The following is a 15593-nucleotide window of genomic DNA, read 5'->3' as shown; positions in this document are numbered from 1 at the left end:
GCGGGGTGGTGGAGCGTCTGAGCGACACGGTGCAGAACGGTCTGATTAATATCGTGACCATTTTCCTCGGGCTGTCGGTGGGCGCGAAGCTGGTCGCGGATAAGTTCCTGCAGCCGCAGACGCTGGGCATTCTGCTGCTGGGGGTGATTGCCTTTGGTATCGGGACGGCGGCCGGGGTGCTGATGGCGAAGCTGCTGAACCTGTGCAGTAAGAACAAAATCAACCCGCTGATAGGTTCAGCCGGGGTGTCGGCAGTGCCGATGGCGGCACGCGTATCGAACAAAGTGGGCCTGGAATCAGACGCGCAGAACTTCCTGCTGATGCACGCGATGGGCCCGAACGTGGCCGGGGTGATTGGCTCGGCGATAGCCGCCGGGGTGATGCTGAAATACGTGCTGGCGATGTAATAGTGGATGGGATACGCATGTCGTATCCCATTTTCATCCAAATTTTTTCTGAAAGAAAAGTAAGTATGAACTGGTTCAGGTTCCGGTGATGCCGAATGCAAGAAAATACCGTAATTAAATATCTAAATACCAATATGTTTATACGGGAAATTACACACTGGTTTGCCAGACGCTCGTTTCAAAACCGGATATTTCTACTGATCCTGTTTACATCCACCATCGTGATGCTGGCAATCACCTGGTATCTGACCGATATCACGAAAGAGCGCCTGCATTATCAGGTGGGCCAACGTGCGCTTATTCAAGCAATGCAAATATCCGCTATGCCAGAATTAGTTGAAGCCGTAGAGGCGCATGATTTGTCACGCATCAAAGCGCTGATTGACCCAATGCGCTCGTTTTCGGACGCGACTTACATTACCGTTGGCAACGAAAAAGGTCAGCGACTGTATCACGTCAACCCGGATGAGATCGGCAAATATATGGAGGGCGGCGATAGCGACGACGCGCTGTATAATGCTAAAAGCTACGTATCGGTGCGCAAAGGTTCATTAGGCTCTTCCTTGCGTGGTAAATCCCCGATTCAGGACAGTACCGGTAAAGTCATCGGTATTGTTTCCGTCGGCTATACTCTGGAACAGTTGGAGAGCTGGCTTAACTTACAAATCAGCTCGTTGCTGTTCCCGATGGCGATACTGTTGCTGGTGCTGTTGTACTGCGCCCGCCGCTTCTCGCTGCATATTAAAAAGCAGATGCTTAACATGGAGCCGCAGCAGCTTTCACAACTATTAATTCAGCAAAGCGTGTTATTTGAGTCGGTATTTGAAGGGTTGATCGCCATTGACTCCCATCACCGTATTACCGCCATTAATCAAACGGCTCGCCGCTTACTGAATCTGAGCCAACCGGAGTCTGAACTCATTGGCTATGCAATCCACCATATCGTGTTGCCGGAGGCCTTCTTTTACGATGCGCCGCAAAAAAACAAAAAAGATGAGATCGTCACTTTTAACCAAATGAAAGTCATCGCCAGTCGCATGGCGGTCATTATTGACAACCAGCCTCAGGGCTGGGTTATTAGCTTTCGCAACAAAGACGATATCAATACACTCAACCTGCAGTTAAGTCAGGTGCGGCAATACGCCGATAACCTGCGCGCCGTGCAGCATGAGCATCGCAACCTTATTTCCACCATTGCCGGACTGCTGTTCCTGAAGCGCTACGATAATGCGCTGGCGCTGATTCAGCAGCAGTCGGAAAGCCACCAAAAAGTACTCGATTTTATTTCCCATAATTTCCGCGACCACCACCTTGCGGGGCTATTAATCGGTAAATATTATCGGGCAAAAGAGCTGGGGCTGGAGCTGATTTTCGATCCTTCAAGCTTTGTTGAACACCTGCCGTCATCGCTCTCGCATAATGAATGGATTTCGATTGTTGGCAATTTATTGGACAACGCCTATAACGCCACCCTGCTCAATCGCGAAGGCTCGCGACAGATTGAGTGCCTGATCAATAGCGAAGGTAATGAAGTCATTATTGAAGTTGCCGATCAGGGATGTGGTATTGACGAAAATATCCGCCAGCATATTTTCGAGCGTGGAGTGACCACCCACAACAACGGCGATCACGGAATTGGATTATGGTTGGTGCACAGCTACGTCAAGCAGGCCAATGGCGACATTATCGTCGATAACAATAATTCTTTTGGCACCATTTTTACCCTCTATATCCCTTTTACCAGAGAAGAATAACATGGATAGCATTACGACACTCATCGTTGAAGACGAACCGATGCTAGCGGAAATCCTGGTGGACACCATCAAGCTTTTTCCTCAGTTTTCAATCGTCGGTATCGCAGACAAGCTGGAAAGTGCGAAGAAGCAAATACGCCTCTATCAACCACAGTTAATTCTATTGGATAATTTTTTACCCGATGGCAAAGGGATCGATTTAATTCGTCATACCATCAGCACCAACTACACGGGGCGAATTATTTTCATTACCGCCGACAATCATATGGATACCATCAGCGATGCCTTACGCATGGGCGTATTCGATTATCTGATTAAGCCGGTACATTATCAGCGCCTGCAGCATACCCTGGAGCGGTTCACCCGTTACCGCAGTTCGTTACGTTCCAGTGAGCAGGCAAACCAGACGCACGTTGATGCCTTATTTAATATCCAGGCCAAAGAACAAACCGCAGAACCGAATAGCGGACTGCGGGGAATTGATGAAAACACCTTCAACCGGGTACGACAAATATTCGCCGACCCGCAGGCAGTACATACAGCAGACACTCTGGCGCAAATTCTGGGCAGCAGTAAAACCACTGCCCGACGCTATCTGGAACAAGGCGTGAAAAATAACTTTCTCGAAGCGGAGATCAGCTACGGGAAAGTGGGCAGGCCGGAGAGACTCTATCGCGGCAAAGTATGAGATTATGGCGCCAACATGTAATTACGGCACATAGGCAAACACCTCAGCCACCCACTGACGAAAACCGTCCACATCCAGCGCCAGCGCCACCTGCGCGTTGGCGGGCTGCCCCAGACGCCCTTCAATATCAACGACCGTCGTGCCTGCGGTATATTCCCCCTGCGTTTCTACGGCCACAAAACAGGATTGCAGGGTAAAAAGCTCCGGACGCACCAGCCAGGCGATCGCACAGAGATCGTGCATCCGGACGCCAGTGCGCATACTACCGCTGCGATAATGGTTGAACAGGCTGTGCAACATCTTACCGGTGCGATTCAGCGCAGGCAGTTTATTCAGAAAATCTGGCGAGAGCATTGCCTGATTCGTGACATCAAGCCCACACATCACAATCTCCAGACCGCTGCGGAACACCAGCGCCGCGGCCTCCGGATCGACAGCAATGTTAAATTCAGCATTAGGCGTAAAATTGCCGCGCCCTGCGGAACCGCCCATCAACACCAGACGGCGAATGTTACACGCACACTCCGGATAGTGCATCAGTAGCAACGCAATATTGGTCAATGGCCCAATCGCCACCAATGTCATGGGCTCCGGGGCGTTCATCAACACATCCCGGATAGCGATAAACGCAGGCTTCGCCAACGGTTGACGCTGATGGTCGACAAAATCATAGCCTTCCATACCGGATTCGCCGTGGACGTATGCCGCATCGCGTAACGGACGCAGCAGCGGCGTCGCGGCCCCCTGGGCAAGTGGGATATCGCTGTTCCAGAAATGCAGAAGCTGCAACGCATTACGGGTCGTTTTTTCAACGGAAACATTGCCTGCGACGGTGGTTATTAGTTGCAGATCAAGCTGGGGGGCGAACAGCGCAGCGGCAATCGCAGCCGCGTCATCAATGCCCGGATCGGTATCAAGAATAATGTGTAGGGATGCTGTCATTAACGCTCTCCTGACCTATTGTTTTATATCTTCATACTCAGCGCGACTGATACAGGTATCAGGCACATCGTCATCCGTCACCAGACGCGGACTTAGCTTATCACCTTCGACAAACGGAACTAATGGGCAAAAACGCCCTGGCGATGCTTTGTTTTCCTGCCACTGAATCTCAAGCGATTCGGGCTCAGCGCCGGGTTTTTCTGCCTGAATCACGGTACGAACATTACCGGTTAGCCAAAAAGATTGACACGTCCCATCAAGGCTAAGAGGCGGCGTCAAATGACCATTTTTACGTACTAGCGGATAAATAATACGCCCATCAGCGTAGGAAGGTGTCATGTAGCAGTTATACATTTTGCCTTTACTTATCACAGGCTGAAAGTAGCTTTCACCGCGATCGATCAGTTCAATCGTTTTTCCTTTCCAGCGATACACATTGACGCCATGGCTGCAGCAACCGCCGCGCCAATAGCTGACAATCTGTTTATGTTCAGCATCGATCTCTGGTGAAGTGATCTCCTGATAAGACGCGGGCGCATCAACATAACGCTGCTTGGCGGGGTCATAGAGCCATGTTTGTACTGGAGCATCCGGCCCAGCAAGTAACTCTGTTACAATCGATAGATCCGGGTAGCCATCAAAATTGACATCCCCCCATTGAGGCATAAACGGGCTACAGGTGCCCACCGAGGCGGTATCTAAGGTCTGTATGAGTTTACCATCACGGTATAATTTTATCGCCGAAATGGCCGGCGTATTGCCGCAATCAATCTCTTTGGAAGGGTCGTAACCCCCTGCATCATTCGTGTTCGTGACCAGCACAATATCAGGGGAGTTTTTAGGTTTGTAATAGATAAGGGCAACAGGAAAATGTCGTTTTTTATCTGCGGACGTCCATTCGCCTTTAATCTCACTGCTGGAGATTTCCGCATTCCAGTAACCCGAAAGCGCCTTTACGCGTTCTTCAAGATGCACCTCTTTATCCTGGAGTGAGCCGCGTAGAACAATCACTGCCTTGTGCTGATTGCAAGGTTCATAGCAGTAATGCCCATAAAGCGTGTTACCAAATCGCGTGATATTAACGTTTACCGGTTTCCCCGCGATAGTCCCGGTATAGTTTCGCTCCCAGGCGGGTAGCTCCAGCACCGTAGCGCTTGCCGCGTCCATCCAAAAGCCGATGGCGAGTAACGTTGGCAATCTATATTTTATTTTGCCCATTTCCCTTATCCCTGTAGGCATTACAACCCAAAAACCAGCAACGATTGTGCTGGTTTTTCAGATGAATAGCAAAAAGGTGGGGCATTAGCACCGGATGACGACTACGCCTTATTTTTCCTGTCGCACATTGAATATCAAAAGAAATTCTTAAGATCTGGTCAGCGTAGCATCATCGGGCAGATTTCTGAATTGTGAAATCTTATTCGACTTCACGAACATCCACACGCAGCTCTTTCGGTACTTCGAAAACAATATTTTCTTCGCGACCCTCAAGCGTGACAGCTTCGCCGCCGCCAAACTCCCGCAGACGCGCAATAACATTCTGCACCAGAATATCCGGCGCGGAAGCGCCAGCGGTGACGCCGACACAGGCGGCGTCTTTCACCCACGCCTCCTGGATATCCGCCGCATCGTCGATAAGAAACGCGGTTCTTCCCATCCGTTGGGCCAGTTCCGCCAATCGGTTAGAGTTAGAAGAGTTTTTCGAGCCAACCACCAGCACTACGTCAGCCTGCTCAGCCAGCGCCCGCACCGCTTCCTGACGATTAGTAGTGGCATAGCAAATATCGTCTTTGCGCGGGCCGACGATTTTCGGAAAGCGTTTACGCAGCGCATCAATCACATCGGACGTATCGTCCACGGAAAGCGTGGTTTGCGTCATGAAGGAGAGCTTGCCTTCATTTTTGACATTCAGCGTCCAGACGTCCTCTGGCGACTCCACCAGGTACATCCCCCCTTCCGGATTGCTGTACTGGCCCATGGTGCCTTCCACTTCCGGGTGCCCGGCGTGGCCGATGAGAATAGATTCTTCACCGCGACGGCTGGCGCGCGCCACTTCCATATGGACTTTCGTCACCAGCGGGCAGGTGGCGTCAAAAACGGTAAGATCGCGGCTTTTCGCCTCGTTACGCACCGCCTGGGAAACCCCATGAGCGGAGAAGATCAGAATGGCGCCATCCGGCACTTCGCTAATTTGCTCTATAAAGATCGCTCCGCGCTGGCGCAGGCTGTCCACTACATAGCGGTTATGCACGACTTCGTGCCGAACGTAAATTGGCGCGCCGTAAATGGCGAGCGCATTTTCAACAATGCTGATAGCGCGGTCTACCCCGGCGCAAAAACCGCGTGGGTTGGCCAACAGGATCTGCATGTTTATGCCTCCAGCGCCGGATCGATTTCCAGCACTTCAATATCAAAGTGAACGGTATGCCCGGCCAGCGGATGGTTAAAATCAACGGTAATCGAGTCGCCGTTGATTTCGCGAATCACGCCAGGCATTTCGCTGCCATCCATTGCGGTAAAAAGCATAATCGCCCCGACTTCCGGTTCGCCCGCCGCCATAAACTCACGGCGCGAGAAATACTGGATCAAGTCCGGACTGGGGACGCCAAACGCGGCGTCAGGCTCCAGCGAAAACGCTTTCTTTTCCCCTTCTTTCAACCCCAGAAGCTGCTGCTCCAGACCTTCGGAAAGCGAGGTATCGCCAAGACGGAACAGGGCTGGCTTGCCGTTATTGCGGGTAGATTCCGCCGTTGAGCCATCATCCAGTTTCAGGGTGAAGTGAACGAGGATCGCGCTGTTGCTCTGTACGGATTTAGACATGCAAATTGCTCACGTGTTTTGCCCGGAGGCACAAAGAACGATAAAACCGTAGGCCGGATAAGGCGTTTTCACCGCCATCCGGCACCACGTTTGCCTGATGGCGCTGCGCTTATCAGGCCTACAAAACCGGATAAGCGCAACCCGGTATTTACGCTTATGCCTGCTCTTTCGCTGTCGGCTTCGGCAAAAAGCCTTCCAGTACTATCAGCGCAGCACCGATACAAATTGCCGTATCGGCAAGGTTGAACGTCGCGAAATGCCAGTCGCCGACGTAAAAATCGATCATATCGACAACGAAGCCGTGCCACAGACGATCGAACAAATTACCCAGCGCGCCGCCAATAATGAGCGCATAAGCGATGTTATTCAGCTTCTGCGTCGCTTTCGAGCGATACATCATCACCAAAAGAATTACGCAGATCCCTATCGCAATCCCGGCAAAGAACCAGCGCTGCCAGCTGCCGCTATCCGCCAGGAAGCTAAAAGCCGCGCCGTAGTTACGCGCATAATGCAGATTAAGCGACGGGAACAGCCCTACCGTATCCCCCAGAGCGAAATTCTGGAGGATCAGGTATTTGCTGCCCAAATCGATAATCAGCACGACTACTACCAGCCATAGCCAGCGTAGTCCTGTTGAACAGAGTGGTTTACTCATCAGGCAAATTTACGTTGTTCGCCATTACCGGCGATGTTGCTGACACAGCGTCCGCAGATATCTGCATGTTCCGCCACCTTGCCGACATCAGTAGTGTAGTGCCAGCAGCGCGGACACTTATCACCCTCGGCACGCGTTACCACTGCCTGAACTGTCGTATTACCAGCATTGTACTGAATATTTTCATCATCAATACCCCCCGCTTGCTCAGAAATCACGAACTGGGAAGTAATGAAGATAAATCTGACCTCTTCGCCCAACAGTTTCAGCTTCTTGATCGTACCGTTAGCATCGTCAGCATATTTCAGCGTCACTTTTGCTTCCAGGTTCGATTTGATGCCATTGGCCTTCTGATTTTCCAGCTCTTTGTTGACCTGGTCCTTGATATAGCGGACATCGTCCCAGAATGCGTCATTAAATTCTTCATTCTCTTCCAGGCCAAACAACCCGTCGTACCATTCGCCGGTGAAGACATATTTTTCACGCTCGCCCGGCAGGTAGCCCCAGATTTCATCAGCCGTGAAGGACATGATCGGCGCCATCCAGCGAACCAGCGCCTCTGCGATATGATACAGCGCAGTCTGGCAGCTACGACGCGCGACGCTATCGGCCTTCGCGGTGTACTGGCGGTCTTTGATGATGTCGAGGTAGAACGACCCCATTTCAACGGAGCAGAAGCGCATCAGGCGCTGTACCACTTCATGGAAGTCGTAAGCTTCGTATGCCTTCAGAATCTCTTGCTGCGCCGTTTTCGCGCAGCCCACCGCCCACCTGTCCAGCACCACCATCTCTTCCGGTTTGACCATATCGGTGGCCGGATTGAAGCCATTGAGGTTCGCCAGCAGGAAGCGCGCGGTATTACGGATACGACGATAGCTGTCAGCAGCACGTTTCAGGATTTCGTCAGAGACCGCCATTTCGCCGGTATAGTCAGTAGACGCCACCCACAGACGCAGGATATCCGCGCCCAGTTTATTCATCACATCCTGCGGCGACACGGTGTTACCGATGGACTTGGACATCTTGCGCCCCTGACCATCGACGGTGAAGCCGTGAGTCAGTACCTGGCGGTATGGCGCTTTGCCTTTCATCGCCACGCTAATCATCAGGGAGGACATAAACCAGCCGCGATGCTGGTCAGACCCTTCCAGATACATATCGGCAGCGTGACCGGCGAATTCCGGACGGGCGTCAACCACGGAGTAACTGGTGGAACCGGAATCAAACCAAACGTCCAACGTATCCGGAACTTTCTCATATTGATCAGCATCTTCGCCGAGGATCTCTTTCGGGTCGAGATCCCACCACGCCTGGATACCGTCAACTTCAACGCGTTTCGCCACCTCTTCCATCGCCGCCAGAGTACGCTCAATCGGCAGCAGCTCCTGCGTTTCTTTATGCACGAACAGCGACATCGGTACGCCCCAGGTACGCTGACGGGAGATACACCAGTCAGGACGGTTAGCGACCATTGATTCAATACGCGCCTGACCCCAGTCCGGGATCCACTGAACGCCTTTGATCTCTTTCAGCGACTGTTGACGAAGCCCTTCTTTATCCATGCTGACGAACCACTGCGGGGTCGCGCGGAAAATGATCGGCGTTTTGTGACGCCAACAGCACGGATAGCTGTGCTGCATTTTTTCGACATGCAGTAGCGCGCCTTTTTCTTTCAGCAGTTCAATAACGATATCGTTCGCTTTGAAGACGTTAACACCGTCAAGCGTTGGATATGTGCCTGGCAGGTAAGCGCCGTCCGGCCCAACCGGGTTAGCCGTTTCCAGACCGTATTTCTGACCAATCACATAGTCGTCCGGGCCATGGCCAGGTGCGGTGTGAACGGCACCGGTACCAGCATCCAGGGTGACGTGATCGCCGAGGATCGCCGGCACGTCAAAGCCCATAAACGGATGGGTAAAGCGCAGCAGTTCCAGCTCCGCGCCTTTGACGGTGCCGAGAATGGTGTATTCAGCCGCGCCAATACGCTGTATGACGCTTTCAACCAGATCTTTCGCCAGAATCACCGCCTGACCGTCGATCTGCACCAGCGCATAATCAAAGTCCGGCGCCAGGGAGATGGCGCGGTTAGCCGGCAGCGTCCACGGCGTGGTGGTCCAGATAACCAGCGACACAGGGCCGCTCACGCCCGGCAAACCAAACTTCGCTTTCACCGCATCCTGATCGACGGCACGGAACGCCACGTCGATAGACGGCGACGTTTTGTCGTAATATTCAACTTCCGCTTCCGCCAGCGCGGAACGACAGTCAACACACCAGTGCACCGGCTTAGCGCCTTTGTGCAGATGACCGTTTTTGATAATTCTGCCCAGCGCGCGGATGATGTTGGCTTCGGTTTTGAAGTCCATGGTCAGGTACGGATGCGACCAGTCGCCCAACACGCCCAGACGAATGAAGTCTTTACGCTGGCCGTCAACCTGAGTGGCGGCATATTCGCGGCACTTGGCGCGGAATTCAGCGGCGGTGAATTTCTCGCCCGGCTTACCGAACTCCTGCTCGACTTTCAGCTCGATAGGCAGACCGTGACAGTCCCAGCCCGGCACGTAAGGCGAGTCAAATCCCGACAGTCCTTTGGACTTCACGATAATGTCTTTCAGAATCTTGTTAACTGAGTGACCAATATGAATGCTGCCATTCGCATATGGAGGGCCATCATGCAGAATGAAGGTTTTTTTGCCTTTTTTGGCCGCACGAATGATGCCGTACAGATCATCATCGGTCCAACGCGCCAGCATTCCCGGTTCACGCTTGGCGAGGTCGCCGCGCATCGGGAACCCTGTTTCCGGCAAATTCAGGGTCGATTTATAGTCACTCATCAGATTCTCGGTTCCGTATTTCGGTTTGATAAACACCGTCAGGGTTACACCTGCCCGGCTAGCCCAAAAAACTTGCGGGCCGTTAACTCATCGCGTGCGATTTGCGCTTTTAGCTCATCAAGCGACGCAAATCGCTGCTCATTACGTATCTTTTTACGCAGTATTACATCTATATGGCGACCGTAGAGGTCCATTACAACGTCCAGCAGATGCACTTCCAGTTGTTGACGCACGCCAGCCACCGTTGGACGAGTGCCAATGTTCGCTACGCCGGGTAACGGCTTATCGCCAAGCCCGGTGACTTCCACCGCATAGACCCCTTTTACCGGTGAGACCTGACGGCGCAGCGGTAAGTTCGCCGTCGGGAAGCCAATGGTACGTCCCAGCTCGTCGCCATGAACGACACGCCCGGAAATAGTAAAGGGATGTCCCAGCAGACTTTCGGCAAGCGCCAGGTTATCTTCCGCCAGCGCCTGTCTCACTGCGGTACTACTGATACGCACGCCGCCTTCACAAAAGGTTTGGGTGCTGGAAACCGCAAAACCATACTCCGCCCCCGCCTTCTGTAATAACAAGAAATCGCCCGCGCGGCTAGCACCAAAGCGGAAATCATCGCCGACGGCAAGAAATTGCACGCCAAGTCGCTCCACCAGCAGTTCGCTGATAAACGTTTGCGCCGTCAAAGCGGCAAAGCGGCGATCGAATTTCACGCATAGCACATAGTCCACGCCGCACTGCGCCAGGTAATGCAGTTTTTCACGCAGGCGCGTCAGGCGGGCGGGCGCTTTATCCGTTGCGAACAGCTCCAGCGGCTGCGGTTCGAAAATCATGACCACCACCGGCAGACCGCGTCTGCGTCCTTCTTCCTGCAAACCCTGCAGTAGAGCGCGATGCCCCCGATGTACGCCGTCGAAATTACCAATGGTCAGCACACACCCATGCGGGGCCTGACTGAGATTATGTATGCCGCGTATCAGCTTCATGTCTGACTCAAAACAGTGAAAATCGCAAGAGTATACCTTGTACAGCGGTTAAGGTTAACCGGCGATTGCCCTGATGAAACATAAAGAAGATGCTTTTCATCGCCATGCGGCAAACTCCGCCCCAAAACCCGCCGCTTAATGCAATTTTTCTCATGGAAAGGCTGTATTCACAGCACGCAAGCTGGTAGAATCCTGCGCCATCACTACGCAACGAGTGCTGCAATTTAAACGGCGCTTATTTGCACAAATCCATTGACAAAAGAAGGCTAAAAGGGCATATTCCTCGGCCTTTGAATTGTCCATATAGAACACATTTGGGAGTTGGACCTTGGCTAATATCAAATCAGCTAAGAAGCGCGCCGTTCAGTCTGAAAAGGCTCGTAAGCACAACGCAAGCCGTCGCTCTATGATGCGTACTTTCATCAAGAAAGTATACGCAGCTATCGAAGCTGGCGACAAAGCTGCTGCACTGAAAGCATTTAACGAAATGCAACCGATCGTGGACCGTCAGGCTGCTAAAGGTCTGATCCACAAAAACAAAGCTGCACGTCATAAAGCTAACCTGACTGCACAGATCAACAAACTGGCTTAATCGCCTGCTTGTTATCAGCTTTGTAGAAAAACCCGCGTAAAGCGGGTTTTTTTATGCCTGCTATCTGCCGTTTTTCTCGTCAACCGCTGGCGCTGACCTCACTCGTTCACGCTCTTCCTGTGCCAGCCTATTTTTTCAGCTATCCCTCCCTTAGTCACGTAATACTTGAAAGTTATTTTCTTTCACTGTTTTCCTTTTCTTATTTCATTACTGAAAAAACTGTGACCACCTTAGCAAATAAAAACATCGCTCATTTAAAAACTAATAAACGCAATCCTGATGTAAGATTTAATAATTGATTGATGCCGTCGGGTTAACTACTTTTCATGTACACCTTACTTACTCATTTTAATCTGAGGTTAAATTCAGAAACGACATAAAAATAATATTCAAAACTTGCTTAGAAAGTAGAGGTTGTTTTTCTGGGCGTATCGTACCAATATCGGAGTTATCATTATGAGTTCTGTCATTGAGGATACCCAGCCTTCCGGGTCAGCATCATTGTCTTTACTACAGCGTATTAGCTACGGCTCTTTGGATGTGGCGGGTAATCTGCTATACTGCTTCGGTTCAACGTACATTTTATATTTCTATACAGACGTTGCGGGCATTAGCCTTGCCGTAGCAGGCATTATCCTGCTGCTGGCGCGTATTGTCGATGGCATAGACGCCCCTATATGGGGGATCATCATCGATAAAACGCGTTCACGCTACGGTAAATGTCGTCCCTGGTTTTTATGGTTACCGCTGCCTTTTGCGGTATTCAGCGCGCTGTCATTTTGGTCTCCTGATATCAGTATAACAGGAAAAGCCATCTATGCAGCAATATCTTATATGATTGCCAGCATTCTATTTACCGGACTTAATACACCACTCAGTGCAATATTACCCCTGATGACCTTATCTCCCAAGGAAAGACTGGTTTTAAATTCCTGGCGAATGACCGGTGGGCAAATTGGGGTTTTATTAATGAACGCGACCGCCTTGCCGTTAGTCGCTTTTTTAGGTAACGGTGATGATCACGCTGGTTTTATTTATACGGCGATTACATTTGCCATTATATCTTGCGCGCTAACGCTCTTTGCGTTTAAAAACATTCGTGAAATGGATGCGGATAAAATACAGCATGAACCTAAGTTGCCGATGAAAAAAAGTTTCGCGGCGATGAAAGGTAACTGGCCATGGATTCTGATGGTGCTGGCTAATCTGATCTTCTGGATTGCCCTACAGCAGCGCTCCACGACCATTGTCTATTATCTGACCTACAACCTCGACCGTAAAGATCTGGTGCCGCTGATTAACAGCCTGGCGACGATTCAGATCCTGTTTATCATCGCTATCCCCTTCTTTAGCAAATACCTGGCTAAAACCTGGATATGGGTAGGCGGTCTGCTGGTCGCCACGTTTGGCGGCGTCATGATGTGGCTGGCAGCGGACAACATTACTTTCCTCATCGCCGCCTGGATACTCGGCAATATCGGCAGCGGTATCGCCTGCTCAATGCCATTTGCCATGCTGGGCTTCGCCGTTGATTTCGGCGCCTGGAAGACCGGTATTAAGGCTACCGGCATTCTTATCGCCTTCGGCAGTACCTTCTGCATCAAGATGGGTAGTGGCCTCGGTACTGCTTTAGCCGCCTGGATCATGAACAGTTTTGGCTATGTCCCCAACCATGCCCAGAGTGCTGCGGGTCTGGAGGGAATTACCTGGGCCTTTATCTGGGCACCCGCCCTACTCTTCGCGCTCGCAGCGATCCCATTACTTTTCTTTCGCAAATACGAAGCGATGGAAGAGAAGATTCGCCACGATCTGGAAACCATCAACTCATAACGTTCTTTACCTTCACCCTCGAATATAGGAGGCACCACCATGCCATTTATGCAACAAGACCCACGTCGTCTGGTCTGGCAGCAAAACGATCGCTATTTATGGATTGAACCCTGGGGCGAGAACAGCCTGCGCGTACGCAGTGGCCGTCATCTGCCGGTAATGAGAAATGAAGACTGGGCATTGACTGAGCCAGTCGCAGAAAGCCAGTGCCACATTGATTATGAGCACCACCAAGCAACGCTGACCAACGGCAAAATTATCGCTATCGTCAATCAAAAAGGACAAGTTACCTTTTACCGCCATCCACACAAACCCCTGTTGCAGGAGTTTTGGCGCCTGCGGGGCGAAATTGGCGAGGATGAATCATCTCACGGCCAGTACGTCAGCGCACTCAACCTTGAGGGACGCGAGTTCCGCCCGATTCAGGGTGGGAAATATTCACTGAAAGCCCGCTTCGAAGCCACCGAAGGGGAAAAAATTTATGGCATGGGGCAGTATCAACAGGCCAACCTGGATCTCAAAGGATGCGTGCTTGAGCTGGCGCAACGTAACTCCCAGGCCTCAGTACCATTTATGCTCTCCAGTCTGGGCTACGGATTTTTATGGAACAACCCGGCAGTCGGACGCGTAACCTTTGCCCAAAACGTTACCGAATGGGAAGCGCAGGTCAGCGAACAGTTAGACTACTGGATCACGGCTGGCGATACCCCGGCAGAAATTGGCCGGGCTTACGCGCTGGCTACCGGCACGCCGCCGATGATGCCGGACTACGCCATGGGCTTCTGGCAGTGCAAACTCCGTTATCGTACGCAGGAAGAGCTGCTGGAGGTCGCCCGCGAATATAAGCGCCGCAATCTACCTATCTCGGTGATCGTTATCGACTTCTTTCACTGGCCGAATCAGGGTGACTGGATGTTCGATGCGCGCGACTGGCCCGATCCTGATGCCATGATTGCCGAGCTGAAATCGCTGGGAATTGAGCTGATGGTCTCCGTCTGGCCGACGGTGGATAACCGCACCGAAAGCTATCGGGAGATGCGTGAAAACGGCTGGCTGGTACAAACGGAACGTGGCTTGCCGATCAATATGGATTTCCTCGGCAATACCACTTACTTTGATGCGACTCATCCGGGCGCGCGCGACTATGTCTGGGGCAAAGCCAAACGCAACTATCACGATAAAGGCGTGAAGCTATTCTGGTTAGATGAAGCCGAACCTGAGTTCAGCGTTTACGACTACGACAACTATCGCTACCATGCCGGACCGGTACTGGAAGTGGGCAATATCTACCCACGCATGTACGCTAAAACCTTTTTTGATGGCATGAAAGCCGATGGCGAAGACCAGGTTATCAACCTGCTACGCTGCGCCTGGGCCGGCAGTCAGAAGTACGGCGCTCTGGTCTGGTCAGGGGATATTCACTCCTCGTTTAGATCGCTGCGCAACCAGTTTGCCGCCGGACTCAATATGGGAATAGCAGGGATACCGTGGTGGACGACGGATATCGGCGGTTTCCATGGCGGTAATATTCACGACCCGAAATTCCATGAATTGCTGATTCGCTGGTTCCAGTGGGGCGTCTTTAGTCCGGTGATGCGTCTGCACGGCAACCGCGATCCGCAAATTTTACCCGCGCAACCGTATCGGGATGGTATCGCCCAGTGCCCTACAGGTGCGCCGAACGAGGTCTGGAGCTACGGTGAGGAAGTATGCGACGTACTGACAGGTTGCCTAGCGTTGCGAGAAAAACTCAAGCCCTATATCAAAGCGCTGATGGAGGAAACCCATAAGCACAATACGCCAGTGATGCGCCCCCTGTTCTTTGAATTCCCCGAACAGGAAACAAGTTGGACAATCACCGACCAGTACTGTTTTGGTCCTGACCTGCTGATCGCCCCCGTCATGCATGAAGGTATGCGCGAACGTGATGTCTGGCTACCAGAAGGGGAAACATGGACGGATCTTGCGACCGGTGAAAGCTATTCAGGAGGGCAGACGCTGCATTACGCTACGCCACTGAACAGAATTCCGGTGTTTATCCGCGAAGGTGGGCAGTACCGTAGCCTACTGAACTTGTAGAATGATTCC

General features: G+C 51.9%; 15 protein-coding genes. 7 read left to right on the top strand and 8 right to left on the bottom strand.

The genetic code is table 11. The annotated features are described in order from the left end of the window. The 3 genes from AAYN39_RS20745 to AAYN39_RS20735 all read left to right on the top strand — a co-directional run. A partial coding sequence (locus AAYN39_RS20745) for a sodium ion-translocating decarboxylase subunit beta (RefSeq protein WP_038993306.1) occupies positions 1-407 on the top strand: 407 nt, incomplete at its 5' end. A 134-nt stretch (positions 408-541) separates the two neighbouring features. Further along, on the top strand, positions 542-2161 hold the full coding sequence (locus tag AAYN39_RS20740; RefSeq protein ID WP_011106932.1) for a sensor histidine kinase: 1620 nt from the start codon (positions 542-544) through the stop codon (positions 2159-2161). A 1-nt stretch (position 2162) separates the two neighbouring features. Then, a complete protein-coding gene (locus AAYN39_RS20735; RefSeq protein WP_000377415.1) occupies positions 2163-2849 on the top strand; it encodes a response regulator in 687 nt (228 codons plus the stop codon). 21 nt (positions 2850-2870) lie between these two features. Here the strand turns inward: AAYN39_RS20735 and rihC are convergent, their stop codons facing one another. The 8 genes from rihC to AAYN39_RS20695 all read right to left on the bottom strand — a co-directional run bounded on the left by rihC (position 2871) and on the right by AAYN39_RS20695 (position 11306). Further along, complete coding sequence (gene rihC, locus AAYN39_RS20730; RefSeq protein WP_000127280.1) at positions 2871-3791, bottom strand: ribonucleoside hydrolase RihC; 921 nt, start codon at positions 3789-3791, stop codon at positions 2871-2873. A gap of 15 nt (positions 3792-3806) precedes the next feature. Continuing rightward, positions 3807-5009, bottom strand: coding sequence for a hypothetical protein (locus AAYN39_RS20725; protein WP_000516332.1), 1203 nt, complete (start codon positions 5007-5009; stop codon positions 3807-3809). Between the two features lie 199 nt (positions 5010-5208). Further along, on the bottom strand, positions 5209-6159 hold the full coding sequence (gene ispH, locus AAYN39_RS20720) for a 4-hydroxy-3-methylbut-2-enyl diphosphate reductase (protein ID WP_001166426.1): 951 nt from the start codon (positions 6157-6159) through the stop codon (positions 5209-5211). A 2-nt stretch (positions 6160-6161) separates the two neighbouring features. Further along, positions 6162-6611: an FKBP-type peptidyl-prolyl cis-trans isomerase gene (fkpB, locus tag AAYN39_RS20715; RefSeq protein WP_000047269.1), complete on the bottom strand. Its 450-nt coding sequence runs from the start codon at positions 6609-6611 to the stop codon at positions 6162-6164. A 154-nt stretch (positions 6612-6765) separates the two neighbouring features. Next, the gene (lspA, locus tag AAYN39_RS20710; protein WP_000042743.1) at positions 6766-7266 is read right to left on the bottom strand and encodes a signal peptidase II; all 501 of its coding nucleotides are present in this window, start codon (positions 7264-7266) and stop codon (positions 6766-6768) included. Then, positions 7266-10100 carry an isoleucine--tRNA ligase gene (ileS, locus tag AAYN39_RS20705; RefSeq protein WP_010989105.1) on the bottom strand — a complete coding sequence of 945 codons (2835 nt, stop codon included), beginning with the start codon at positions 10098-10100 and terminating at the stop codon, positions 7266-7268. Before ileS ends, lspA begins: the two co-directional genes overlap by 1 nt. A gap of 44 nt (positions 10101-10144) precedes the next feature. Next, positions 10145-11083, bottom strand: coding sequence for a bifunctional riboflavin kinase/FAD synthetase (ribF, locus tag AAYN39_RS20700; protein WP_000767311.1), 939 nt, complete (start codon positions 11081-11083; stop codon positions 10145-10147). A 7-nt stretch (positions 11084-11090) separates the two neighbouring features. Next, entirely contained in the window at positions 11091-11306 is a 216-nt protein-coding gene (locus AAYN39_RS20695) for a YaaY family protein (RefSeq protein WP_001575565.1), read from the bottom strand. A gap of 105 nt (positions 11307-11411) precedes the next feature. Between AAYN39_RS20695 and rpsT the strand changes: the two genes are divergently transcribed. From rpsT to AAYN39_RS20675, 4 genes are all read left to right on the top strand, one after another. After that, positions 11412-11675: a 30S ribosomal protein S20 gene (rpsT, locus tag AAYN39_RS20690; protein WP_001518655.1), complete on the top strand. Its 264-nt coding sequence runs from the start codon at positions 11412-11414 to the stop codon at positions 11673-11675. A 53-nt stretch (positions 11676-11728) separates the two neighbouring features. Beyond that, the gene (locus AAYN39_RS20685; RefSeq protein ID WP_001110886.1) at positions 11729-11974 is read left to right on the top strand and encodes a hypothetical protein; all 246 of its coding nucleotides are present in this window, start codon (positions 11729-11731) and stop codon (positions 11972-11974) included. A gap of 157 nt (positions 11975-12131) precedes the next feature. After that, positions 12132-13505 carry an MFS transporter gene (locus AAYN39_RS20680; protein ID WP_010989104.1) on the top strand — a complete coding sequence of 458 codons (1374 nt, stop codon included), beginning with the start codon at positions 12132-12134 and terminating at the stop codon, positions 13503-13505. Between the two features lie 39 nt (positions 13506-13544). Then, complete coding sequence (locus AAYN39_RS20675) at positions 13545-15584, top strand: glycoside hydrolase family 31 protein (RefSeq protein ID WP_001116444.1); 2040 nt, start codon at positions 13545-13547, stop codon at positions 15582-15584. Positions 15585-15593 lie beyond the last annotated feature (9 nt).

The organism is Salmonella sp. K21076 (assembly GCF_039650795.1).
In the GTDB taxonomy this organism is placed as follows: Bacteria; Pseudomonadota; Gammaproteobacteria; order Enterobacterales; family Enterobacteriaceae; genus Salmonella; species Salmonella enterica.
Note: the sequence above shows the minus strand (reverse complement) of the source record. Positions and strands in the feature narration are given on the sequence as shown.

Bases quoted from the DNA above. Each gene is read 5' to 3' on its own strand.
- lspA (WP_000042743.1), bottom strand. From the start codon at position 7,266: ATGAGTAAACCACTCTGTTCAACAGGACTACGCTGGCTATGGCTGGTA.
- fkpB (WP_000047269.1), bottom strand. From the start codon at position 6,611: ATGTCTAAATCCGTACAGAGCAACAGCGCGATCCTCGTTCACTTCACC.
- AAYN39_RS20740 (WP_011106932.1), top strand. From the start codon at position 542: ATGTTTATACGGGAAATTACACACTGGTTTGCCAGACGCTCGTTTCAA.
- AAYN39_RS20735 (WP_000377415.1), top strand. From the start codon at position 2,163: ATGGATAGCATTACGACACTCATCGTTGAAGACGAACCGATGCTAGCG.
- AAYN39_RS20725 (WP_000516332.1), bottom strand. From the start codon at position 5,009: ATGGGCAAAATAAAATATAGATTGCCAACGTTACTCGCCATCGGCTTT.
- AAYN39_RS20685 (WP_001110886.1), top strand. From the start codon at position 11,729: ATGCCTGCTATCTGCCGTTTTTCTCGTCAACCGCTGGCGCTGACCTCA.
- AAYN39_RS20680 (WP_010989104.1), top strand. From the start codon at position 12,132: ATGAGTTCTGTCATTGAGGATACCCAGCCTTCCGGGTCAGCATCATTG.
- AAYN39_RS20675 (WP_001116444.1), top strand. From the start codon at position 13,545: ATGCCATTTATGCAACAAGACCCACGTCGTCTGGTCTGGCAGCAAAAC.
- rihC (WP_000127280.1), bottom strand. From the start codon at position 3,791: ATGACAGCATCCCTACACATTATTCTTGATACCGATCCGGGCATTGAT.
- ispH (WP_001166426.1), bottom strand. From the start codon at position 6,159: ATGCAGATCCTGTTGGCCAACCCACGCGGTTTTTGCGCCGGGGTAGAC.
- ileS (WP_010989105.1), bottom strand. From the start codon at position 10,100: ATGAGTGACTATAAATCGACCCTGAATTTGCCGGAAACAGGGTTCCCG.
- ribF (WP_000767311.1), bottom strand. From the start codon at position 11,083: ATGAAGCTGATACGCGGCATACATAATCTCAGTCAGGCCCCGCATGGG.